At 61.3% G+C, this 23,454-nt stretch carries 18 protein-coding genes; 12 read left to right on the forward strand and 6 right to left on the reverse strand.

Going from position 1 to position 23,454, the window contains the following annotated elements; genetic code table 11:
- Positions 1-227: 227 nt before the first annotated feature.
- A complete protein-coding gene (locus R3175_RS01305; RefSeq protein ID WP_318941762.1) occupies positions 228-1,742 on the forward strand; it encodes a fumarate hydratase in 1,515 nt (504 codons plus the stop codon).
- An 84-nt stretch (positions 1,743-1,826) separates the two neighbouring features.
- Here the strand turns inward: R3175_RS01305 and R3175_RS01310 are convergent, their stop codons facing one another.
- Positions 1,827-3,281 (reverse strand): protein adenylyltransferase SelO, encoded by a 1,455-nt coding sequence (locus R3175_RS01310; protein WP_318941763.1) that lies wholly within the window; start codon positions 3,279-3,281, stop codon positions 1,827-1,829.
- A gap of 175 nt (positions 3,282-3,456) precedes the next feature.
- Here R3175_RS01310 and R3175_RS01315 point away from each other — a divergent pair, with 175 nt between their 5' ends.
- Genes R3175_RS01315 through R3175_RS01335 form a run of 5 tightly spaced genes read left to right on the forward strand, consistent with a single transcriptional unit; the run spans position 3,457 to position 9,365 of the window.
- Positions 3,457-4,404, forward strand: coding sequence for a hypothetical protein (locus R3175_RS01315; RefSeq protein WP_318941764.1), 948 nt, complete (start codon positions 3,457-3,459; stop codon positions 4,402-4,404).
- Positions 4,405-4,409: 5 nt separating this feature from the next.
- Entirely contained in the window at positions 4,410-5,204 is a 795-nt protein-coding gene (locus tag R3175_RS01320) for an HAD-IIB family hydrolase (protein WP_318941930.1), read from the forward strand.
- Between the two features lie 39 nt (positions 5,205-5,243).
- On the forward strand, positions 5,244-6,479 hold the full coding sequence (locus R3175_RS01325) for a glycosyl transferase (protein ID WP_318941765.1): 1,236 nt from the start codon (positions 5,244-5,246) through the stop codon (positions 6,477-6,479).
- Positions 6,480-6,508: 29 nt separating this feature from the next.
- Positions 6,509-8,239: an alpha-amylase family glycosyl hydrolase gene (locus R3175_RS01330; RefSeq protein WP_318941766.1), complete on the forward strand. Its 1,731-nt coding sequence runs from the start codon at positions 6,509-6,511 to the stop codon at positions 8,237-8,239.
- Positions 8,240-8,255: 16 nt separating this feature from the next.
- Complete coding sequence (locus tag R3175_RS01335) at positions 8,256-9,365, forward strand: DUF3524 domain-containing protein (RefSeq protein ID WP_318941768.1); 1,110 nt, start codon at positions 8,256-8,258, stop codon at positions 9,363-9,365.
- On the opposite strand, the gene R3175_RS01340 is transcribed toward R3175_RS01335, so the two are convergent.
- From R3175_RS01340 to R3175_RS01350, 3 genes are all read right to left on the reverse strand, one after another.
- A complete protein-coding gene (locus tag R3175_RS01340) occupies positions 9,362-10,351 on the reverse strand; it encodes a GTP-binding protein (RefSeq protein ID WP_318941770.1) in 990 nt (329 codons plus the stop codon). The genes R3175_RS01335 and R3175_RS01340 overlap by 4 nt on opposite strands.
- 89 nt (positions 10,352-10,440) lie before the next feature.
- Positions 10,441-11,397 (reverse strand): diguanylate cyclase, encoded by a 957-nt coding sequence (locus R3175_RS01345; protein ID WP_318941772.1) that lies wholly within the window; start codon positions 11,395-11,397, stop codon positions 10,441-10,443.
- A 4-nt stretch (positions 11,398-11,401) separates the two neighbouring features.
- On the reverse strand, positions 11,402-12,418 hold the full coding sequence (locus R3175_RS01350; RefSeq protein ID WP_318941773.1) for a response regulator: 1,017 nt from the start codon (positions 12,416-12,418) through the stop codon (positions 11,402-11,404).
- Between the two features lie 408 nt (positions 12,419-12,826).
- Here R3175_RS01350 and R3175_RS01355 point away from each other — a divergent pair, with 408 nt between their 5' ends.
- Both R3175_RS01355 and sbcB read left to right on the forward strand, forming a co-directional pair.
- Positions 12,827-13,696 (forward strand): hypothetical protein, encoded by an 870-nt coding sequence (locus R3175_RS01355; protein ID WP_318941774.1) that lies wholly within the window; start codon positions 12,827-12,829, stop codon positions 13,694-13,696.
- Between the two features lie 81 nt (positions 13,697-13,777).
- A complete protein-coding gene (gene sbcB, locus R3175_RS01360) occupies positions 13,778-15,223 on the forward strand; it encodes an exodeoxyribonuclease I (RefSeq protein WP_318941776.1) in 1,446 nt (481 codons plus the stop codon).
- A 64-nt stretch (positions 15,224-15,287) separates the two neighbouring features.
- On the opposite strand, the gene R3175_RS01365 is transcribed toward sbcB, so the two are convergent.
- Positions 15,288-17,288 (reverse strand): hypothetical protein, encoded by a 2,001-nt coding sequence (locus R3175_RS01365; RefSeq protein WP_318941778.1) that lies wholly within the window; start codon positions 17,286-17,288, stop codon positions 15,288-15,290.
- Between the two features lie 233 nt (positions 17,289-17,521).
- Here R3175_RS01365 and R3175_RS01370 point away from each other — a divergent pair, with 233 nt between their 5' ends.
- Positions 17,522-18,478 carry a hypothetical protein gene (locus R3175_RS01370; protein WP_318941780.1) on the forward strand — a complete coding sequence of 319 codons (957 nt, stop codon included), beginning with the start codon at positions 17,522-17,524 and terminating at the stop codon, positions 18,476-18,478.
- Between the two features lie 92 nt (positions 18,479-18,570).
- Here R3175_RS01370 and R3175_RS01375 read toward each other — a convergent pair whose 3' ends face one another.
- Complete coding sequence (locus tag R3175_RS01375) at positions 18,571-19,734, reverse strand: flagellin (RefSeq protein WP_318941781.1); 1,164 nt, start codon at positions 19,732-19,734, stop codon at positions 18,571-18,573.
- Between the two features lie 381 nt (positions 19,735-20,115).
- Here R3175_RS01375 and R3175_RS01380 point away from each other — a divergent pair, with 381 nt between their 5' ends.
- The 3 genes from R3175_RS01380 to neuC are packed head-to-tail and all read left to right on the forward strand — an operon-like array spanning position 20,116 to position 23,430.
- Complete coding sequence (locus R3175_RS01380; RefSeq protein ID WP_318941783.1) at positions 20,116-21,105, forward strand: NAD-dependent 4,6-dehydratase LegB; 990 nt, start codon at positions 20,116-20,118, stop codon at positions 21,103-21,105.
- A 31-nt stretch (positions 21,106-21,136) separates the two neighbouring features.
- Positions 21,137-22,273 (forward strand): LegC family aminotransferase, encoded by a 1,137-nt coding sequence (locus tag R3175_RS01385; RefSeq protein ID WP_318941785.1) that lies wholly within the window; start codon positions 21,137-21,139, stop codon positions 22,271-22,273.
- Complete coding sequence (gene neuC, locus R3175_RS01390; protein ID WP_318941786.1) at positions 22,270-23,430, forward strand: UDP-N-acetylglucosamine 2-epimerase; 1,161 nt, start codon at positions 22,270-22,272, stop codon at positions 23,428-23,430. The genes R3175_RS01385 and neuC overlap by 4 nt, the downstream gene beginning before the upstream one ends.
- The last annotated feature ends 24 nt before the right edge of the window (positions 23,431-23,454 follow it).

Raw genomic sequence — 23,454 nt, forward strand, 5'->3', positions numbered from 1 at the left:
AGGTGAGGCCGGGGCCTCTGAATAATTCTCCCGGATTTAACCTCAATCGGGCGTTTGAATGCAAAATTGATAGCTGGCTAATCGCTATTCCGTCCTTCGCCATTCGTACATCTGTATAAAGCAGCGGCTGGCTGGTAAACTTGTTGCCCGATTTTCCCGGACCGGCGCCAAAGATGGCGCGAGTCCTCTCTTCTCCTACTCTAATCATGCAATCTGATGAGACGCCTATGACGACCGTAATCCGCCAGGACGACTTGATTGAGAGCGTAGCGGACGCGCTGCAATACATCTCTTACTACCATCCTAAAGATTTTATTGAGGCCGTTCACGAGGCCTACAAGAAGGAAGAGTCCCAGGCGGCCAAGGATGCCATGGCGCAGATCCTGATCAACTCCCGCATGTGTGCCATGGGCCACCGTCCGATCTGCCAGGACACCGGTATTGTCACCGTATTCGTGAATGTGGGCATGGACGTGCAGTGGGAATGCGACATGCCGCTGGACGACGTGATCAACGAAGGCGTCCGTCGTGCCTACACCCATCCGGACAACGTACTGCGGGCCTCCGTGCTGGCGGACCCGGACGGTGCCCGTGCGAACACCAAGGACAACACTCCGGCCATCATCCACTACAAGCTGGTACCGGGTGACAAGGTGGAGGTTCACGTGGCCGCCAAGGGTGGTGGTTCCGAGGCCAAGTCCAAGTTCGCCATGCTGAACCCGTCCGACTCCATCGTCGACTGGGTGCTGAAGATGGTGCCGCAGATGGGCGCCGGCTGGTGTCCGCCGGGTATGCTGGGCATTGGTATCGGCGGCACCGCCGAGAAGGCGATGGAGCTGGCGAAGGAAGCCCTGCTGGACCCGATCGACATCCAGGTCCTGAAGGAACGTGGTGCGTCCAACCGCGCCGAAGAGCTGCGCCTGGAGCTGTTCGACAAGGTCAATGACCTGGGTATCGGTGCCCAGGGCCTGGGTGGCCTGACCACGGTGCTGGACGTGAAGGTGAAGGACTATCCCACCCACGCCGCCAACAAGCCGGTGGCCATCATCCCGAACTGTGCCGCCACCCGTCACGCGCACTTCGTGCTGGACGGCTCCGGCCCGTCCCTGCAAACCCCGCCGAGCCTGGAAGACTGGCCGGAAATCACCTGGGAAGTGGGTGACAACGTCCGTCGCGTCAACCTGGACACGGTCACTCCGGAAGACGTCAAAGAGTGGCAGCCGGGGGAAACCGTGCTGCTGTCCGGCAAGATGCTCACCGGCCGCGACGCCGCCCACAAGAAGATGGTGGACATGATCGCCAACGGCGAAGAGCTGCCGGTGGACCTGAAGGGCCGCTTCATCTACTACGTGGGCCCGGTGGACCCGGTGCGCGAGGAAGTGGTAGGCCCGGCTGGCCCCACCACCGCGACCCGCATGGACAAGTTCACCCACACCATGCTGGAAAAAACCGGCCTCACCGGCATGATCGGCAAGGCCGAGCGCGGCCAGGTGGCCATCGACGCCATCAGGGAATTCGGCGCGGTCTACCTGATGGCCGTGGGCGGTTCCGCCTATTTGGTGTCCAAGGCCATCAAGAACGCCGAAGTGGTCGCCTTCCCGGAACTGGGGATGGAAGCCATCTACGAGTTCGAGGTGGAAGACATGCCGGTGACCGTCGCGGTGGACTCCAACGGTTCCTCCGTGCACCAGACCGGTCCGCAGGAATGGCAGGAGAAGATCATCGCTGCCAAGGCGGTTTAAGGCTCATGCATGCTGCGGGGACAGATTTCAAATCTGTCCCCAATAACAAAAAGGGGTCAGAACTTCAGTTCTGACCCCTTTTTGTTATGACGAACAACTGATATTCAGATGCTTTCCCCAATCCGGCGGTAACGCCGCGTATTCCTCATTCTCCGGCTGCTCATCGAACGGCCGCTTCAGCACGTCCAGCAGTTCCTTCATCGGCTCATAGTCGCCGTTCTGCGCCTCCTGGATCACCTGTTGCGCAAGGTAATTGCGTAAAACGTACTTCGGGTTCACCCGGGACATCGCTGCTTCTCGTTCCGTGTCTGGTCGGGTTTCCCGGTCCAGGCGGGTCTGGTAGCGGGCCAGCCAGGCGTCGGCGATGTCGCGGTCGACAAACAGGTCCCGTACCGCTGCCGGCCCCCTGGAGGGCAGGGTGGACAGGCCGCGGAAGAAGCGGGTGAAGTCGATGCGGAATTCATGGAGCAGGTTGAAGGTCTCCATGATCAGGTCGATGTCGTTCTCCTCTGCCTGGGCCAGACCCAGCTTGGCACGCATAAGGGCCAGGAAACTCTCGTTGTAGACGGTCTCGTAGCGCCGCAGGGCCCGGCGCAAATCGTCCTCATCCATCACCGGTGCCAGGGCCCGGGCCAGGTACTGGCAGTTGATGAAGCCAATCTGGGGTTGCTGGTTGTAGGCGTAGCGGCCGCCCTGGTCGGTGTGGTTGCAGATGAAGCCGGCGTCGAAATCGTCCAGGAAGGCGTAGGGGCCGTAATCGAAGGTGTCGCCGATGATCGACATGTTGTCGCTGTTCATCACCCCGTGACAGAACCCGACGGCCTGCCACTGGGCAATCAGCCGGGCGGTGCGGGCCACCACCTCTTCGAGCCACAGCCGGTAACGGTCCTCCTCCGGGGTGGAAAGCAGCTCCGGGAAGTGCAGGGTGATAGTGTGGTCAATCAGGGTTCGCAGGGCGTCTTCGCCCTCGTGGTAGGCTGCGAACTCGAAGTGGCCAAAGCGGATGTGGGTCTGGGCGACGCGAACCAGGGTGGCGGCGGTTTCAATGGTTTCCCGCAGCACCGGGTCCTTGGCACTGATCATGAACAGGGCCCGGGTGGTGGGAATCCCCAGCGCGTGCATGGCCTCGCTGCACAGGTACTCGCGGATGGTGGAGCGCAGCACCGCCCGGCCGTCGCCAAAGCGGGAATAGGGTGTGGTGCCGGCGCCTTTCAGGTGCCAGTCCCAGCGTTGGCCGTCCGGACCTATGGTCTCCCAGAGTAACAGGCCGCGGCCGTCTCCCAGATCCGGGTTATAGACCCCGAATTGATGACCGGTGTATTTCATGGCCACCGGGTCCATGCCCTCCAGAAGTTCCCGGCCTTCGCCAACAGCCGTCCAGTCTTCCGGGGTGTCGGTGTGAAACCCCATGGTCCGGGCCAGGTCGTGATTGAAGCAGACCAGCTTGCCGTCGCGTAAGGGGGTGGGGTTTACTCTGGTATAGAAGCTGTCCGGCAACTCCAGGTAACGATGTTCAATACGGACGGAATCGTGTGGCATAGAAGGTAAGTAAGACCTTGGCACCGGCGATGCGGAGAGTGGGTGAGTTCCCAGTTTCTCAAACGCGTTGAGGCGGCACAAATTCTGCAGACGCCTTTTTCATCGCCGCTTCTTCAAAGTGGTACGGAATCTGCTGTAATGACTCTTACGGCCCCCCGAATCAGGAGAGATTGACGTGCCGCAGCGGGAACTCGCCGCCATCATCGACCGCCTGCTCGCCCAGGAGCAGCTGCCCGAGAGGTATCGTGACACCGTAACAGCCATCATCCAGCCGCTCGCGGCCAGGCTCCAGGGCTTACAACGCGAGGCCGGGCGGACGCTGGTGGTGGGCATCAACGGCGCCCAGGGGACTGGCAAATCCACGCTCACGCTGTTCCTGCAGACCCTGCTCAATGACCACCTTGACTGTCCCTGCGCCCGCTTCTCAATGGACGACATCTACCTCACCCGGGCCGAGCGGCAGCAACTGGCGGAGGCGGTTCACCCCCTGTTGCTGACCCGTGGCGTGCCGGGCACCCATGATCTGACACTGGGCCAGCGGGTGATCGATCAGCTCGCCCACGCCCCGGCCGACACCCAGGTGGCCATTCCCGCCTTCGATAAGGCCCGGGACGACCGTGCGCCGGAGTCGCAATGGCCCAAGTTCCAGGGACGGGCCGAGATCATCCTGCTAGAGGGGTGGTGTCTTGGTGCGCGGCCCGAGCCAGAAGGCCCTCACCTGAGCTCGCCACTGAACGAACTGGAACGTCTCGAAGACCCGGGCGGCGTTTGGCGGACCTACGTCAATCACCGGCTTGAAACGGATTACGCCCGGTTTTTCAGGCAGTTGGACAGGCTGATCATGCTAAGAGCGCCATCCATGGAATGCGTGCTGCGCTGGCGCACCCTGCAGGAGCATAAGCTTGCCCATCGCAGTGCGGATGCACCCGATGAGGGCGGTTTGTTGGCGGAAAGGAGCCAGCCACTGCGCATCATGAGCGATGCCGAGGTCGCCCGTTTCATCATGCATTACGAACGCATCACCCGTGGCTGCCTGGCTGAAATGCCGCAGCGTGCCGATCTGGTCATCGCGGTCAACGAGCACCATGAATTGAATCTGACTGACGGGGAGGGCCTGCTGTGAGCCGAATGCGGCTAATCGTGATTTCTGACCTGGACGGCACCTTGCTGGACCACACTACCTACAGCTGGTCCGCGGCCACACCGGCGCTGGAGAGGCTGTCCGGCGCGGGAATCCCCGTGGTGTTGAACTCCAGCAAGACCATTCCCGAGATTCGCGCTATCCGGGAGGAGCTGTCCAACAGCGCCCCCTTTATCGCCGAGAACGGCGCGGCCCTGGTGATCCCCAGGGATTATTTCATGGCTGCCCCGGAACAGGTCGAGCTCTTCGGCGCCGACCATCCCCGGATCCTCAGGGTGTTGGCGGGCTTGCGCCAGCGCGGTTTCCGGTTTCGCAGTTTTCAGGACATGACCACGGCGGAGCTGACGGAGTTGACCGGCCTGGACCCGGACGCGGCGGTGCGGGCCAAACAGCGGGCGGGCACCGAGCCGTTGCTTTGGCAGGGTTCGGACGCGGCGCTGGAAGAGTTTGAAGAGGCACTGATGGATTGCAACCTGCGCCTGTTGGCGGGTGGGCGCTTTCTCCATGTGATGGGTCGGTTCGACAAGGCGGACGGGGTGCGCTACATCGCCCGGGCTTTCCGCAGCCAGTATCCCGGCGAGCGGGTGGTCACCGTGGCGCTGGGAGACAGTCCCAACGACCAGGCCATGCTGGAGGCGGTGGATGTGCCGGTGATCATCCGGGGGCCACGCTCGGACTCGCTGAGCCTGCCGTCGGACCGACATGTGATGCGATCCCTGAAAGAAGGGCCGGCGGGCTGGAACGAATGCATGCTGAACCTGTTGATGGAGTTTGGTTACTGAGGAGCCTTGCTTCGCTGTGTCCGTTAAAGGAGGTGATAAATGGGTGATTTCTACCAGAACGGTATCGTCACGACGCTCCACAACCTGTGCCGCCGGCCGGTAGACGAGCTGGAGCGGGAGCTGCTCACGTACAGCAAGGCCCGGCCGATGGCCCTGGTGTTGCCGTGCCTGTATTCGGAACTGGAGGGGCCGGCGCTGAAGAACATCGTCCAGGAGCTGACCAAGGTGCCGTACCTGGCGCAGATCGTCATCGGCCTGGACCGCGCCACGGAGGCGCAGTATCGATACGCCCTGGAGTACTTCTCGGAGCTGCCCCAGCACTTCCAGGTGCTGTGGAACGACGGCCCCCGTCTGCGCCAGATCGACCTGAAGCTGCGGGAGCAGGGGCTGGCGCCCACGGAGATGGGAAAGGGGCGCAATGTCTGGTACTGCTTTGGCTACGTGTTGGCGTCCAACAGGGCGCAGTCGGTGGCGCTGCACGACTGCGACATCCTGACCTATTCCCGGGATCTGGTGGCCCGGCTCATCTATCCGGTGGCCAATCCCAACTTCAACTACATGTTCTGCAAGGGCTATTACGCCCGGGTGGCGGACGGCAAGATGAACGGTCGGGTCAGCCGTCTGCTGGTGACGCCGCTGATCCGTGCCCTGAAAAAAGTTTGTGGCCCGAGCGACTTCCTGGATTACCTCGACAGTTACCGGTACCCACTGGCCGGGGAGTTCTCCCTGCGCACGGACGTCATCAACGACCTGCGCATCCCCAGCGACTGGGGCCTGGAAGTGGGGGTGCTGTCGGAGATGAAACGCAATTATTCCACCAACCGCCTGTGCCAGGTGGACATTGCCGATGTCTACGACCACAAGCACCAGGACCTGTCGGAACACGATTCCAGCCGCGGGCTGTCCAAGATGAGTACCGACATCAGCAAGGCGGTGTTCCGCAAGCTGGCCACCAACGGCGAGATCTTTTCCCAGGAGAAGTTCCGCACCATCAAGGCCACCTATTACCGCATCGCCCTGGACTTCATCGAAACCTATCAGAACGACGCCGTCATCAATGGCCTGACCCTGGACCGGCACAAGGAAGAGAAGGCGGTGGAGCTGTTTGCCCAGAACATCGTCAAGGCCGGCGCCTACTTCCTGGAGAACCCCATGGACACCCCCTTCATTCCCAGCTGGAGCCGGGTAACCAGTGCGCTGCCCACCATCATGACGGAGATGGCGGAGGCCATCGAGCAGGACAACCAGGAATACCGCGGGGCATCCTCGGATTAACCCCCGTTCCCAACTTGGGAGAGACGCCAATGGCAAATGCGCTGCAATCCCGACTGGCCGCCATGTTGGAAGTGGTGTATCCGGATCTGGACTGTGACTACCTGGCGGGCGAACTGATGGAGGCCATGGGGCTGGAGGCCGAAGCCCCGGCACCGCCCGCCCATCACAACAACTGGAGCGAGTCCGACATCCTGTTGATCACCTACGCCGATTCGGTTCAGGCCACCGGGGAGAAACCTCTGGTCACCCTGCGGCGGTTCCTGCACGAAAAGCTGGCCGATACAGTCCCGGCGGTGCATATCCTGCCGTTCTTTCCCTACAGTTCCGACGACGGCTTCGCGGTGATGGATTACCTGTCGGTCAACGAGTCCCACGGTGGCTGGGCCGATGTGGAGGCCATCGGGCGGGAGTTCCGGTTGATGGCGGACCTGGTGATCAACCATATGTCCGCCCGCAGCCGCTGGTTTGAGAATTTCCGCCGTCGCAAGGACCCGGGCAGGAACTACTTCGTGGAGGTGGACCCGCAGGCGAACCTGAGTCAGGTGGTGCGGCCGCGGACTTCGCCGTTGGTCAATGCGGTGCAGACCGACGACGGTGAGCGATATGTCTGGTGCACTTTCGGTGAGGACCAGGTGGACCTCAACTTCCGCAACCCCACGGTGCTGCTGGAGTTTGTGCGCATTATTCGCTACTACCTGGAACGCGGGGTGCTGTGGTTCCGTCTGGACGCGGTGGCCTTTCTGTGGAAGGAGGCCGGTACTCCCTGCATCCACCTGCAACAGACCCACGAGCTGATCAAGATCCTGCGGATGCTGATTGAGCATCACACGCCGGAGGCGGTTGTTATCACCGAGACCAACGTGCCCAATCGGGAGAACCTGACCTATTTCGGCAACGCCAACGAAGCCCATGTCATCTACAACTTCTCCCTACCGCCGCTGCTGCTCCACACCCTGGTCACCGGTAACTGCCGTCACCTCAAAACCTGGCTGATGAGCATGCCTCCGGCGCAGGTGGGCACCACCTACCTGAACTTCGTCGCCTCCCATGACGGCGTGGGCATGCGTCCCACCGATGGCCTGCTCACCGACGAGGAAAAGCAGCAGCTGATCCGGACCATGGAAGCCTTCGGCGGCCGGGTGTCCTACCGGCAGACCCCCACGGGGGAACAGCAGCCCTACGAAATCAACATTGCCCTATACGATGCCCTGAAGGGCACCACGGATCGTGGTCCGGACCAGTGGCAGCTCCAACGCTTCATCTGCGCACACGCCATCATGCTGGCCCTGGAAGGTATTCCGGCGTTCTACATTCACAGTTTGCTGGGCACTGAGAATGACCGGGAACGGATGGAGCACACGGGCCGTCTGCGATCCATCAACCGGGCCCAGTGGGATGTGGACCGACTGGATGCCCTGCTGGCCGATCCGCTGACCCACCACTGCCAGGTGTTCCGCGAGCTGAAGCGACTGATTGCCCTCCGGCGTCGGCAGGCGGCGTTTCACCCCAATGCCACCCAGTTTACCCTGCACCTGGGGCTGCAGGTGTTCGGGTTCTGGCGTCAGAGCATGCGGCGGGACCAGTCCATTTTCTGCATCTACAACATCAGCGACGAACTGAAGCAGGTGGCGCTCAGCGACATCAACCTGATCGGGACCGATCAGTGGATCGACCTGATTTCCGGCGAGCGTATCGAGGACCTAGCCGGGGAACTGACCCTGAAGCCCTATCAGAGCGTCTGGCTTTCCAATAGGGAATGATGGAGGATAGCGCTCCATGAGCGCTTCCTCTCAAGCCAACCGCCGTCCCCGTATCCTGATCCTCTCCGCCTACGACGTTGGCAGTCACCGGCGCTGGCGGGAACAGTTGGTGGCCAGCCAGCCCCAGTTCGACTGGCAGGTGTTGAGCCTGCCGCCACGCTACTTCCGTTGGCGCATCCGTGGCAATGCCCTGAGCTGGCTGAATGCTCCGGAGCTACAGCAGCACTGGGACCTGCTGGTGGCCACCTCGATGGTGGACCTGTCGACGCTCAAGGGCTGTCAGCCACGGCTGGCGGCGGTGCCGACCCTGCTGTACATGCATGAAAACCAGTTTGCCTACCCGAAATCCGGCCGGCAGCACGACAGCATCGATCCGCAGTTGGTCAACCTGTACAGCGCCATCGCCGCGGATCACCTGGCCTTCAACAGCGACTGGAACCGGCGGAGCTTTCTGCAGGCGGTTGCGGCCCTGTTGAAGAAACTGCCGGATGCGGTGCCTCCGGGTGTGGTGGAGACACTGCAGGCCAAGTCCTCGGTGGTGCCAGTGCCCATTGAGGACCGCCTGTTCCTGCCCCGACGGCGTTTACTGAACCGAACCGAGCCGCATCTGCTGTGGAACCACCGCTGGGAATACGACAAGGGCCCGGAGCGGCTGCTGGCCCTGCTCCGGCAACTGCGGGTGATGCGCCAGCCGTTCCGGCTCAGTGTGGTGGGGGAGCAGTTCCGTCAGCGGCCGCCGGAGTTTGACACCATCCGTGCGGAGTATGCGGATCACATCGAGCACTGGGGATTTCTGCGCAGCCGTGATGGCTACGACGACCTGTTGCGGCGGGCGGATGTGGTGGTCTCCACCGCCGCCCATGACTTCCAGGGCCTGTCGATGCTGGAGGCCATGGCCGCCGGCTGCCTGGCGCTGGCCCCGGACCGTTTGGCCTATCCCGAATACATACCGGGAACACAGCGGTATGCCAGCGTTGAGGACGATGTCGAGCGAGAGGCTGAAGGTGCGGCCGCAACCCTGAAGGAGTTGCTGATCGGCAACGAGTCTCCCGCTATACCGGAAGCCTGGCGGTTATCCCGGCTTGAGGGGCACTATCGTCGCTTGTTGGAGGCGCTGTTGGCTTAGTCCGGCCAGTGCGCCAACTGTCGCAGCTGCTGATCCAGCGTGTCCGCGGCTAACGGTTCCGGGCTGATGATCTCAAGGCGTGAGGCATCCCGGTCCTCGACCGGGGTGACCGACAGGACCCCGTCTGACAGGTTGATGGCACGCCAGCCCGCCTGGGTATGGACGACTCCCTTGACGCGGAGAAACCCCGCACCCTGGACCAGCGCCATCAGCTCTCTTTCCGGGAAGCGAAAACTCGGATGGAGCCGCCAGCCCAGGCTGAAATGATCCAGGCCCTGGTTGTTGACCCGTTGCCAGGGTTGTTCCTCGATGGACGCGGGAGACTCGGGCGGATCGTCATGATGATGGTCATGGCGGTGGCTCTGGGGTGCGGAGGGCAGGGTGCTGGCAGGCTGGCCCTGCAGCCAGTCCGGCGCCAGTTGCCCGTGCCGAGTGCGATGGATTGCCGTCTTGGCGGGGGAGAAGGCTTGGGCCCAGGCGGTAAAGCGCTCGAGTTCCTCAGCCGAACACAGGTCGGTCTTGTTGGCCACCAGCACATCGGCCGCGGCGGCCTGGTCCTGGAACTGTTCGTTCTCCAGCACCCGTGGGTCGGTGAGACGGCGGGGATCCACCAGGCCAATCACCGGGCCCAGGGCCAGCACCTCACGATAGTGTTCGTGGGTCAGGGTTTCGATGATCTGGGTGGGATGACCCAGCCCGGTGGGTTCGATCAGCAGGCGATCCGGTTGGGCCTGGTGGATCAGCCGGTTGAGCCCGATCTGCATGGGCAGCCCGGCGACACAGCACATACAGCCGCCGGGCACCTCCCGGACCACCGCGCCCTGATCGGCCAGCAAGGTGCCGTCAATGCCGACTTCGCCAAACTCATTGACCAGCACCGCCCAGGTTTCGTCGGCGGGCTTGTGCTTGAGCAGGTGGAGGATGGCGGTGGTCTTGCCGACGCCGAGGAAACCGAGAATGAGGTTGGTGGGGATGGGCTGCTTCACGAAGTTTGACCTGTCCAGAAAGTGTCGACAGGGACTGTTATAACATAACATTCGCTATTATGTCCGGGCGGCTGTTGACCTTTGTGCGTTCAGCTCAGCACGACCACCTGGTTCCGGCCGGCCTCCTTGGCCTGGTACAGTGCCGCATCCGCCTGTTTGAGCCACTGCTGGCTGTTTTGCGGGCTTTCACTGAGCGACGCCACACCGATGCTGACGGTAAAGCGAATGGGCCCGTTGGCCGAGGCCACCGGGCACTGGGCCAGGCTGTCCCGAATGCGGTTACAGATGCAGCGGGCGCCTTCGGCATCGGTCTCCGGGAGGAGGATGCCAAACTCGTCACCACCGAATCGCCCGGGACGGTCCGCCTGGCGGAGGTTTTCCCGGATGATCTGGGCGGTTTGCCGTATCACCTCATCACCATACAAGTGGCCATGGCTGTCGTTGATGGACTTGAAGTGATCGATATCCAGCAGGGCAACGGCGGCGTCGTGGCCGTAACGGAAATGGCGCTCGTATTCGGCGTCCAGCAGGTTTTCCCAGGCGATGCGATTGAACAGCCCGGTGGCCCGGTCCATGACACTCAACCGCTGGAGTTCGTCGTTGGCCTTTTCCAGGGCCCGTTTGCTGGTGGCCATGTCGGTGACGTCGTATACGGTGAGGCAGACCTTCTCCACCGAGCCGTCGACCGCGGTCAGCGGACTGATGGTGAGGTTCTGGAACATGAACTCTTCGACGCCGGTGACCGGCCGGGTATTGCGGAAGCGGAACACCCAGGGCCGTTGCTCCCAGGAGGTGAAGGTGCGGGTCTTCAGGGTGACCACCGTGTTGATCTTGCGGGTTAACCAGTGCCTGGGGATTTCCGGGAACAGCTCGAACAGGTTGCGATGGTGTACCCGGCTGGCGGTCAGCCCGCTGTGGTTTTCCATGAAGCCATTCCAGGCCTGAACCCGGAAGTCGAGATCCAGCACCACCAACCCCACCTCCACCGATTCCACCATGTCCGCCAGCCAGTGGAAGGCCTGAAAGTCTGTGTCTTTTGAGCTCATGGGCCTACTCCACAAGATACTGGCGCTGCTGTTCGAGGTAGGGGAGTGAGTCCTCCGTCAGCACCACCAGCAGGTCACACTGGGTCTGATGTTCTTCGATCTCATAACGGATCTCGATGCACTGCAGCTCCGCCTGCCGATCACCATGGTGTTCCAGTAGGGCCGAAACCGGCTGATGCTGCCCGAGGATGGAGGGGTGGCTCAGGGACAGCCTCAGGTTCAGCTGATCGCCCAGGCTCTTGATGAAGGCGCCAAACAGTATGCTCGACAGCTCCATCAATGTTTCCACCGCGGCGTCACCGGAGCCCTCGTCGCCATACCCCAGCAAGGTGGCCATATCCCGGGCCTGGGCGTCGGTGAACAGCAGCAGGGCCTCTCCGGCCACGCCGGCTCCGGTAAAACCCTGGCAGACCGCGGAGTAGGTGTCCCGGTTGTCGGCGGCGGAAATCGCCATATAGAGTTCCGACCGTGCCAGCCTGGCCACCCGGGGCACGGGCAGCTTGATAAAGGCGTTCAGCAAGCGGGCCATCAGATCCGATGCCTGGCCCATGGCCACGTTGGCAATTTCCTGCAGGAATCCCTGCAGATCCACCTGGCCCGCTGGCGGCACCTCGGAGGACGCCGCGTCCGCACCTGCGACGTCTTCGCTTTCGTCGGCCCAGATGCCGTACTCCCGCAACAGGGTGGCCACCTCGTCCGGCTGGATGGGTTTTCGGATAAACCCCAGCGCCCCCAGCCTCAGCACCCGCTCCCTGGCCCGGGGTTGGATGTCACCGGAGACTACAACGGTCATCACCGGCAGGTCCTCGCGGGTAATGACCTCAAGCACCCCATAGCCATCCAGCTCCGGCATGTTGAGATCCAGGAACAGTAGGTCCCAGGCGCCGTTTCGGAGCATTTCCACCGCCTGCCGGCCATGTTCGGCAAAGGCAAGACGGGGTGTCCAGTTATCAGGCAGGGCGCGGGCCATCTGTTTCCTGGCCATGGCGGAGTCATCACAGATCAGGACTCGGAGGGTCATAGCGTCGGGCACTCACTCAAAATTGCTGCCCTGGTAAACCCAGGGTTCGGGTGGTTCCGGGTAGGAGTATAGCAGTCGTACCGCGAGCCGGGCGTTTCTGCCCTGTTCACAAACGGAATGAGACCTGCATCATAAACGGCCCGCCTTAACACTTTGGTAATGGCCCGATGTGACACGACTCACTCTATGGGTCGCAGCGATCTGGGTATAGTGCCACTGCGGCAACAAAAGATTACAAAGTGAAACATCACAAACTGCCGCCGCCGGTTAACCCAAAAATCCATAACGCAGACCAGGCGAGTCTGCAGCCGGCCATCAGAGACATCGGTGTTTGCGAACAGCCCGCGTAGCGGGGACGGATGTTCGGCGCACTGGTAAAACCGAATCGATCAGAGACACATCAACACCATGACCAGGAATGCGATAGGAAGCGCGGTCCTTGTCACCTTGTGCCTGGCTGGAACACAGGATGTCCGGGCCGAACTGCAACCCATTTCCGATCGGGAGCTGGGCGAGGTTCAGGGGCAGGCGATGATTGCGGTAGATCAGTTGGTGGGTGCCGGTCAGCGGTTCACCCGCGTTACCATGGGGATGGACGTCGAGGTCCAGACCAACGTGAATGCGGTGGCCCTGGGTGAAACGGCCTCGGGTTCGGACCTGGCGGTGGATCAGTTGTCCCTCGGCCATATCTCTCAGGACGACACCCGGGTACAGCTCGACGGGCAGACCTACGCGGTGGATGAGATTGTGCCCTTTGAGGCGGCCAATCCCTACTTCGAACTGGCGGAAGTCGATGGTGAGGTGGTGGGCTTTCGGCTGGGCTTCGGCCAGGCCCGGGGTACCCTGTCGGGGGACATTACCAGTTTCTCCGGCAATCTGGGGCTGAGGCTGGACGATGGCAGCGGCAATGTGTCGGCCGCCACGCTGTACGATGCCAGTACCAATGCCACCAACTACCGGGCCACCCACATCGGGCTGGCGGATGCCGCCACGGATTGCGCCGGCGGGGTTCAGTGCGTGCCGCTCACCAACCTGAAGACGCTGGATGTTGGGGTGGATAATGGGGACGGTACCGTGGGTTATGCCGAGGATTTCTTCCTGGCGTTCCAGGAGCAGGCCGTGGACTGGCAGAATCTCGATGGCAGCCAGGTCATCAATGCGGCGCCGGGGGTTCACATGAACCTGCCCACCTCGATGACTCTCGACCTGCAGACCCTGCAGGATGGCATCCCCAGGGCGCGTACCGAATACATCGACCGCGGACTCGGGGTGTTTTGATCTCGCCCCGACAGCGCCCGTTTTTCCTTTCTGCTAGACTGCGCCGATTCCACCTTCCATGGGCAGGCGCAGGAGCTAACAGTGATCCGCTCGTTTTACTGGCACGACTATGAGACGTTTGGCGTGGACCCGGTTCACGACCACCCGGCCCAGTTTGCCGGAGTCCGCACCGATGAAAACCTGAATATCGTCGAAGATCCCCTGGTCATCTACTGCAAGCCCACCGACGATTACCTGCCGTCGCCGGAAGCGTGCCTGATTACCGGCATCACCCCGCAGAAGGCGATGGCCGAGGGCTATCCCGAGGCGGAGTTTATCGCCCAGATCAACGAGGCGTTCAGCCAGCCGGGTACCTGTGTGGTGGGGTACAACAGCCTGCGGTTTGACGACGAGGTGACCCGCCATACCCTCTACCGTAACCTGCGGGACCCTTACGCCCGGGAGTGGCAGAACGGCAATTCCCGCTGGGACATCATCGACATGGTGCGCCTGACCTACGCCCTCCGCCCGGAGGGCATCGAATGGCCCCGCAAGGAGGACGGCAGTCCCAGCTTCCGGCTGGAGGAACTGACCGTGGCCAATGGCATCAGCCATGAAAGTGCCCACGACGCCATGTCCGATGTGGAGGCCACCATTGCCGTGGCCAAGCTGATCAAGGACAAACAGCCCAAGCTGTTCGACTTCGTGCTCAACAACAAGGACAAACACTCGGCGCGGGCGCTGTTGGATACCCAGGCCATGAAGCCGGTGTTCCACATCTCTTCCAAGTACCCCGCCAGCCGCGGGTGCTGCGCGATGGTGGCGCCGGTGGCGGAGCACCCCAGTAACAAGAACCTGGTGATCGCCTACGACCTGCGGGAGGACCCGAGTGAGCTGATTAACGCCTCAGCGGAGGAAATCCGGGAGCGGGTGTTCACCTCCCAGGCCGAGCTGGGGGAGAACCGGTCGCGCTTTCCCCTCAAGGGGATTCAGTTGAACAAGTGCCCGGTACTGGCGCCGGCCACCATGCTCAAGACCCTGTCCCCGGAACGCCTGGCGGCGCTGGAACTGGAGGGGGATACGCTACGGGCCAACCTGGCCAAGCTGCGCCAGGCCGGCGACCTGCCGGCCCGGATTGCCGCGGCCTTCGACCAGCCCCACGAGTCCGACCTGACTGACCCGGATGAACAGCTCTATGCCGGTGGCTTTATCAGCAAGATCGACCGGGAGAATCTGAACTGGGTGTTGCAGCAGCCGGTGGAGAGCCTGGGAGAGCTGGACGTTCGTTTTGAGGATGACCGTCTTTCAGAGCTGCTGTTCCGCTACCGTGCCCGCAACTATCCGGACACGCTGATTGCCGAGGAACAGGAGCGCTGGGAGGCGTTCCGGCAACAGCGGCTGATGCAGCCCAAGGCGGGCTGGCGGTCCATGGAGAGTTACTTCCAGACCTTGCAGCAGTTGGCGGCGGACCCGAATCTGACGCCGGCCAAGCAGCATGTGCTGGAGGAGCTGCACCTGTATGGCGAGTCGTTGATTCCGTACTACTGATGTTATGGAAGGGGAACAGACTTAAGCCAGTCCCCCTTCCTGGGCTTTCCGCCGCCAACGGACATCAACGCCGTTTAACGAAGTACAGGCTCAGCGCCTGCCCCATCAGACTCAGTACTTCATTGCCCAGGGCCTCCGCCTGCAATTGCCGCTGCACCGGGGCGGTGGCCAGGGTGTGGCCGTCGGTGTCCCGGGCCTTGAGCAGTTTCCAGTCTACTTCGTTGCTGACCAGTCCCATTAATGACTTGAGCTGCCGGGGATCCTGTGGCCGGAACCAGCGGTCCTGGCAGCCACCGAGTCCATAGAAATCCTCTGAGCCCAGCAGCTCCCGCCACATCGGGTCCTGCGGGTTGTTCAGCACCATTCGCCGGAGCCGCCGCAGATTGCCGCGGGTGGGGAGCAGATTGTGTTCATCGATCAACTTGCGGATCTGGCGGTCACCCCGGGTCTGGTCCTCGTTGTGGGTATGCATGTGAACCACGCTGCCGTTGGCGGTCGCCGAATTGATCAGGGCGGCCAGGGAAACCTGGGTCATGGCGGCGGAGGGGAGCCGGCCAACCTCGATCCAGTGCACGGTCTGGTTGTCGGCCACAAACCGCTGCGCCACTGACCAGGGCCAGAATACGATATTGCCCAGGCCGAGCTCTTCCGCCCGGCGGGTCGCCTTGGCGATGTTGGGCAAGGATTCGTCCACCGCAATCACTTCCACGTCGTCCAGGTAGTGCGCCAGCTCCAGGGCCCGCTGGCCGGACTCCGCACCGCAGATCAGGATGCGCAGGGTTTCCGGCAGGTCGCTGGTGTCCAGTCCAAGCTCGGCGGCCATCAGGGTTTTCAGGCTGCTCTGGGCGCGGTAGGCGAGCTTCGACCAACTGGGCCAGGCCTGGGGGACGTCGGCCTTGTCCAGACACAGCTCCTCGGCTTTCTCGTCGAAGTTCTGCTTGATGGCCTCCTCGGTGGCACGGTCGTAGTAGCTGGCCGCCATCAGGGGTTGGATGGCCATAGGCCAGTCCACCAGGCTCCATTGGCCCAACTGGAACGCGAAACGCTGGTGGAAGAGGGCACCGTACATGGCGCTGACCATCAGCGAGCCGAGTAGGTCGTCCAGCGGCTCATTCATCGTCAGCTGGGCGCTGATGCTGTCGTTGATGGCGGTGATCAGGCGTTCTTCGTCGTCTCCGGCGGTGAGGGCATAGCCGGTCCGGTCGCTGTAACGGGCAATTGCCAGGGTGAGCCGATGCAGTTCGTCCCGCAGTTGTGAGGTCTGCGCAACTTCCGCGAGGATGCCTCGACGAAGCAGGGTCACCAGTTCCTCCACCGCGGCATGGGGCATCAGCGTTTTCTCCAGCGCCAGCAGCAGGAGCTCGTCTTCGCAGGCGGCATCGAGAAAGACCTCTGCCTGAGGGTTGTCGAGATCGTACTGGGCATGCACGATGGCGCCGACAAAGCGTCCGATCTGCTGGTGGGGCAGCTCGTCCCGATTCAGCAGGGCAATGGCATCCACGGCCAGCTCATGATTGGCCTTGTCCACGGCCAGGTTTTCGGCGCAGGCCAGCATGCCGCTGAACACCGAAGGCCAGTTCAGGCCCAGCTGCAGCAGCTTGCGATAATGCAGGTAGGCGCTGTCGAACTTGCCCTGTCCCCGCTTGGCATGGGCAACGCCACAGAAAGCGGCGGCGGATTGCCGGTCCAGTTCCAGGGCCTCGAGAAAATACTGCTCCGCCAAGACCGGTCGCTCGGTGGCCAGCGCCCAGTAACCCAGGTTGGTGTACTGCTGCGGCTGCTGGTCGTCGATGTCCAGGCTTTGCCAGAACAGGGTATGAGCCCGCTCCAGATCGCCATCATCCATCGCCAGGCGGCCCAGAAGACCGATGGCGACCGCTTGCTCCGGTGCCACCCGCAGGATCGACTCCAGCATCTGGCGGCATTCCTGGCGGGCAGCCAGCCGGTCCCGGTGTGACCGGTTGGGGCTGTTGGACTCCCGGTAGGCTTCGTTGGCCTGCAGCAGGTTCCTGGCGATGTCTGCCTGGTTGATGGCCGATGTCTGGGAATGATGCTGTGCGTGCATGTCTACACCTCGTGTTTGGGACCGCGGCAATGGGGAGCGGCAAGGGTCTGCAGTTTTCCGGTTGTTTTCCTGTGTTATTCCCTAATTAGCGAAAGCTGTGCCAGCTTTCGCCGGGAGCCAGCGTTACGCACAACTTTGTGGGAGGGTGTTGCCGGGATCTCGCGTTTTTCCTATAACGTGTTGATTGTCTTAGAGGAGGGCGCATGGACATCGGTTTTATTCACGTTGGTCTAATGAAAACAGCAACCACCTACATGCAGGGCGTTTGGCAACAGGATGACCGCATAGCGTTGTCGAGCCGGGGGCTTGATCCGGTGGTTCAGTACATCCGGGATTCGACCGCCAGCGGTGAGTTCGATGTGCACAGGAACCTCGACATCGATTTGGACCAGCCATTTAGGGCCGGGCAGTACCTGATTCTCTCCAATGAGGGGCTATCCTGCGGACAGTTGGGAGGTGGCACGCCGGATTGGCTTCGCGCCTATCAGGACAATGCCAGTCGGATGGTGGGGAACCTGGCTGCGCATACGCAGAACATTCTGATCACGGTACGCAGCCCGCGTCCCTGGATTCGGTCGATGCACGCGCAGTTTCTGAACGAGGGAGGCAGCGGCAGCGCCACGGCCTTCGTGGAAGCCCGTTCCGAGTTCCTGCTCCAATGCCTGGACCTGGGGCATCTGGTGTCGTGTTATCGCCGCTATTTTAACAACGTGCGTGTGGTGCCCTATGAGTATCTGGTAAAAGGGGCGCCGGAGTTTTGGGCATCACTCTCCGACATGTTCGATATGCCCGTTCCGGATGGCGATGCGCTCACAATGAATCCCTCTCTCTCCAGCCAACGCCTGTATCTTCTGTCCTGCCTGAATGGTTTGAGCAGCCATATGTGTAGCGTGCTGGAGAAGAGTCAAACCTACACCGGACCGGAGCAGGAAAGACTGGTCGACGTCGGTCCCGGTTACGCGGGCTGGCTCCACCGCCGATTTGTCGAACACGCCGGCGACGAGGAGCTGGCTCAAATCTCGGAATGGGCGCAGTTTGCACCGGTACCACCGGATTTCCGCGGTTTTTCCCTGGATGGCGGCTTCGAAGAGGTGCTGGAAGAAAATTACCTGTCCGTGGTGGAATCGCTCACTGGCGATACCGAGCTGGTTAATCATTACCGCGCCGAGCTCAAAGGCACGCTCGGTTGATTGGGGGGTGCAGAAAAAAGAAAAGCCAGCTGGGGGACCCCGCTGGCTTCGGTGAGCGCTGACTGCCCGGGCGGCTCTCCCGGATCCAGAACCTAGCCCTGAAGAAGCTGCAGCACCTGCTGGGGCCGGGCATTGGCCTGTGACAGAACGGACAGGCCCGCGCTCTGAAGAACCTGTGTGCGGGCCAGTTCGGCGGATTCGGCAGCGAAGTCCGCGTCCCTGATCCGGCTGTTGGAGGCGGACAGGTTTTCAGAGGTTGTGGCCAGGTTGGCTATGGTGGATTCGAAGCGATTCTGGACTGCCCCGAGTTCGGCGCGCAGCCCGTTGATCGACTCGATGGCGTAATCGATGGAGATCATCGCCAGATCCGCCCCGTCCTGGGTCGAAATGTCGGTGTCGTTGACCGTTACGGTGTCCGTTGCCGGGTCCGGGTCAACGGTTTGGGTGGTCCCGCCGTCCACGGTGACATCAACCGAATAGTCGTTGCCGAACTGTGAGGAGAAGATCAGCTCGTCATTGGTGCGATTCAGGTTAACGGCGATGCTGGTGGTGGGCGTTTGGGCATTGACCTGGCCGAGGATGTCCTGAAGCGAGGAGGCATCGGTGACGTTCACGGTGGTGACGGTGCCATCCGGACCAGTGAGGTCAATGGTGAAGTCTGCGGTACCGCCGCTATTGAAGATGGTCTCTAGTGTATCGGTGCCATCGGTTTCCTGGAGCAGGTCGGTGGTTTGACCAATGACCGAGCCGAGTTGGCTGCCGCGGGCGTCCAGTCCGTCGACGCTGATGGTTTCACCGGTGTTCGCGCCGACCTGGAAGGTTTGCGTCGGCAGACTTCCGTCGAGTACCTGCAAGCCGTTGAAGGAGGTCTGGCCGGCGATGCGGTTCACTTCCGCGATCCGTTGCTGAACCTCGGCATTCAGGGCCTGTCGGTCGGAGGGACTGTTTGAGGCATTGGCAGCCTGAACGGCCAGTTCCCGAATTCGTTGCAGGTTGGCGGTGATCTCGTCCAGGGCGCCCTCCGTGGTTTGGGCCAGAGAGATGCCGTCGTTGGCATTGCGCTGTGCCATGTTCAGGCCGGTGATCTGGGACTGGAAACGCTCCGAGATTGCAAGACCGGCCGCATCATCCTTGGCGGAGTTGATCCGCAGGCCCGAAGACAGGCGTTGCAGTGCAGTATCGGCATCCCGCTGAGTGGCATTGAGGTTACGTTGGGCATTCAGTGATGCGATGTTGGTATTGATGATCTGAGGCATATCATTTCTCCCCGTTCAGAGATGCCGGTAACCCCATTCCTGGTCGAATGAGGACGCCGTGGCGGCAAACTGTTTCTGGTTCAAGTCAATTGCAGGGAGTCAAGCGAAAGCTGTGCCAGAATCCGTGGTTTTTCTTAACTTGCTGAAATGACAGTAAAATATATGGTGGTTCCTGGCTGGGATGGGAACGTTGTGCGAAGGTGCGGCGGATAATTGCCGCCTGGGAATGGGAACTCCGCTCTGCCATATTTCCGGGCGGGCCTATTTCCCGGATCGTCGCAGCCTGTTAGATTGGAAACAGGATTTAACGAGAAAAAACGGAGAGTTGCGCTAGACTCTCCATACGCTGTAACACTTTTTTCAAAGGCAGGCTCGGTAACAATGAAAACACCAGAACGGGTGCTGGTCACGGGAGCGGATGGTTTCATCGGCTCCCACCTGGTTGAGCAGCTGGTCAAGGCGGGGTTCCAGGTCCGGGCGCTGAGCCAATACAACTCCTTTAACAACTGGGGATGGCTGGAATCGGTCGACTGCCTGGACCAGATAGAGGTGGTGACCGGGGACGTTCGCGACCCTCACTATTGCAAGCATATTACCCAGTCCGTTGATCAGGTGTTTCACCTGGCCGCCTTGATCGCGATTCCCTATTCCTACACAGCCCCGGATTCCTACGTTGATACCAACGTTCGCGGGACCCTGAACATGTGCCAGGCGGCGTTGGAGAATGGTGTTTCGCGCTTCATCCACACCTCCACCAGCGAAGTGTATGGCACCGCCGAGTATGTGCCTATTGATGAGGCGCACCCCCTGCAGCCTCAGTCCCCCTACAGCGCTTCAAAAATTGCCGCCGACGCCATGGCGATGAGTTTCTACAACGCCTTCGAACTGCCGGTGACCATTGCCCGCCCGTTTAATACCTATGGTCCAAGACAGTCCGCGAGGGCGGTCATACCCACCATCATCGGCCAGATTGCCGCCGGCGAGACTTCCATAAAACTGGGAGACACATCACCCACCCGGGATTTCAACTACGTGGAGGATACTTGCCAGGGGTTCCTGGCCCTCGCCAAGGCGGACGCGGCTGTAGGAGAAACAGTCAATATTGCCTCCAATTATGAGATCTCCATCGCCGATACCCTGGCGTTGATTCGCAAACTCATGGCATCGGATGTCGAGTTCATCACCGATGAGCAGCGGCTGCGGCCGGCGGGCTCCGAGGTCTTCAGGTTATGGGGCGATAACCAGAAACTCCGGAAATTGACAGGCTACACGCCGGGACACTCCATTGAGGAGGGGCTGCAAAAAACCATCGCCTGGTTTTCCGATCCGCAGAACCTGAAGCAGTACAAGACCGGGCTGTACAATGTCTAACTCGTCGAGGTCTGGTGCTTCAAGCAGGCGATTGATCGGCTTTGTTCGGGACCATTACCGAACGGATGAGTTTATTCCGCTGCACGCACCGGTGTTCGCTGGCAGGGAAAAGCAGTATGTGTCCGAAACCATCGACTCCACGTTTGTTTCGAGTGTTGGCCATTTTGTTAGCGACTTCGAGGATAGGGTGGCCGACTATACCGGCAGTCCCGGAGCCGTCGCCACGGTAAATGGCACCGCTGCCCTGCAGGTGGCCCTGGTCATGGCCGGTGTTGGTTCTGGTGACTTGGTGATTACCCAGCCAATGACGTTTGTCGCAACCTGTAACGCCATCCACTATTGCGGTGCAGACCCGGTGTTCGTTGATATTGATGCCGGTAACCTGGGGCTCTCCCCAGCCGCGGTAGAGCGTTGGCTGGAGTGCCACTGCCACACAGACCAGGCCGGCGTGATTCGTCATTCGGAGAGCGGGCGGCGTGTGGCGGCCTGCGTGCCCATGCACACCTTTGGCCATCCCGCCGACCTTGACGGCCTGGCTCAGGTCAGTGAACGGTGGAACCTGGCGATGGTGGAAGATGCCGCCGAATCCCTCGGAAGCTTCTACCGTGGCCGTCATACCGGAACTTTCGGTTTACTGGGCGCTCTGAGTTTTAACGGCAACAAGATCATCACAACCGGAGGCGGCGGGATGATCCTGGCAGATTCCGATTTTGCTGACCGGGCCAGGCACCTGACCACCACGGCAAAGGTGGCCCATCCCTACGAGTACGTTCACGATGAAGTCGGCTTCAACTACCGGATGCCGAACCTCAACGCCGCCCTGGGGGTTGCCCAGATGGAACAGCTTGAAGCCTTTATCGCTGAAAAACGGCAACTCGCATCGGAATACCAGGCGCTCTTGTCCGATACCGAACTGACCTTTGTAGCCGAGCCGGAAGGCTGCCGCAGCAATTATTGGCTTAACGCTGTGCTCTGTCCTTCCCGGAGGGCCCGCGATGAGCTGTTGGCGAGCACCAACGATGAGGGGGTGATGACGCGTCCTGCCTGGCGGCTGATGTGCGATCTCAGAATTTACGCCGACTGTCTGCGAGATGACCTGACGGTGGCGAGAGATGTTGTCGACCGACTGGTGAACTTGCCCAGCAGTGTCAGGTTGCCAGCCCCATGACGAAGATTGCCGTTTTTACCGGAACCCGGGCTGAGTACGGCCTGCTGTACTGGCTGCTGAAGGCGATCCAGTCAACGCCGCCACTGTCGCTGCAGCTGATCGTCAGCGGCTCGCACCTTTCGCCGGAATTTGGTCACACGGTGGATGAGATCAAGGCCGAAGGGTTTGAGATCGACGCGGAAGTGGAGATGTTGCTGTCGTCGGACACGCCGGTCGGCGTCATCAAGTCCATGGGCGTTGGTCTGATGGGATTTGCGGAGGCGCTGCAACGTCTCGCTCCGGATGCGGCTGTGGTACTGGGCGACCGCTATGAAGCGCTGGCGTTCAGTCAGGCCGCCCTGCTGCACCGGATACCGTTATTGCATCTGCATGGTGGCGAGATCACCGAAGGGGCCTATGACGACCCCATTCGCCACGCGATCACCAAGATGGCCCACCTGCATTTTGTTGCCACAGAGGAGAGCCGATTGCGGGTGATCCAACTCGGTGAAATCCCGTCGAGAGTCATCAACGTGGGTGCCTTGGGACTGGAAAACATTCGACGCTCACCGCGACTGTCAGCCCGATCGTTGACCGACGACCTGGGATTTGACTTCAGCCACCCCTACTTTCTGGTTACCTACCACCCAGTGACGCAGGGCGATGAACCGGCGGAGGCCAGCTTCAACGCCATACTCTCGGCGCTACGGGAGTACCCGGAACACGGCATTGTATTCACCTACCCCAATGCCGATGAGGGGGGGCGCAAGGTGATCCGGCTGATCGACAGGTTCACCGCCGAGACCCGTAATCGCTGTCTGGCCGTCAAGTCCCTGGGGATGCCGCGTTACCTATCGGTTGCTGCCGGCGCTCAGGCCGTGTTGGGCAACTCCTCCAGCGGCATTATTGAAATCCCCTCCCTGGGGGTGCCTACGGTCAATATTGGGCGGCGCCAGAAAGGAAGGCTCGCGGCGGCTTCCGTGCTTCATTGCGATCCAAGCCGGGACGGTATCCTGGCTGCGATCCGGAAGGCCCTCACACCGGAGTTTCGTCATACCTTGGAGGGGATGGTCAATCCCTATGGTGATGGCTATACCAGTGACAGGATTGTGAAGCGGCTGATCGAGGGGATCCCAGGTGGGCCGAAGACGTTTTACGATTTACCCGCCGTGACCTGAGCGCATGGCAGGATGACAGGGTGA

The organism is Marinobacter sp. (assembly GCF_033722735.1).
Classification (GTDB): domain Bacteria; phylum Pseudomonadota; class Gammaproteobacteria; order Pseudomonadales; family Oleiphilaceae; genus Marinobacter.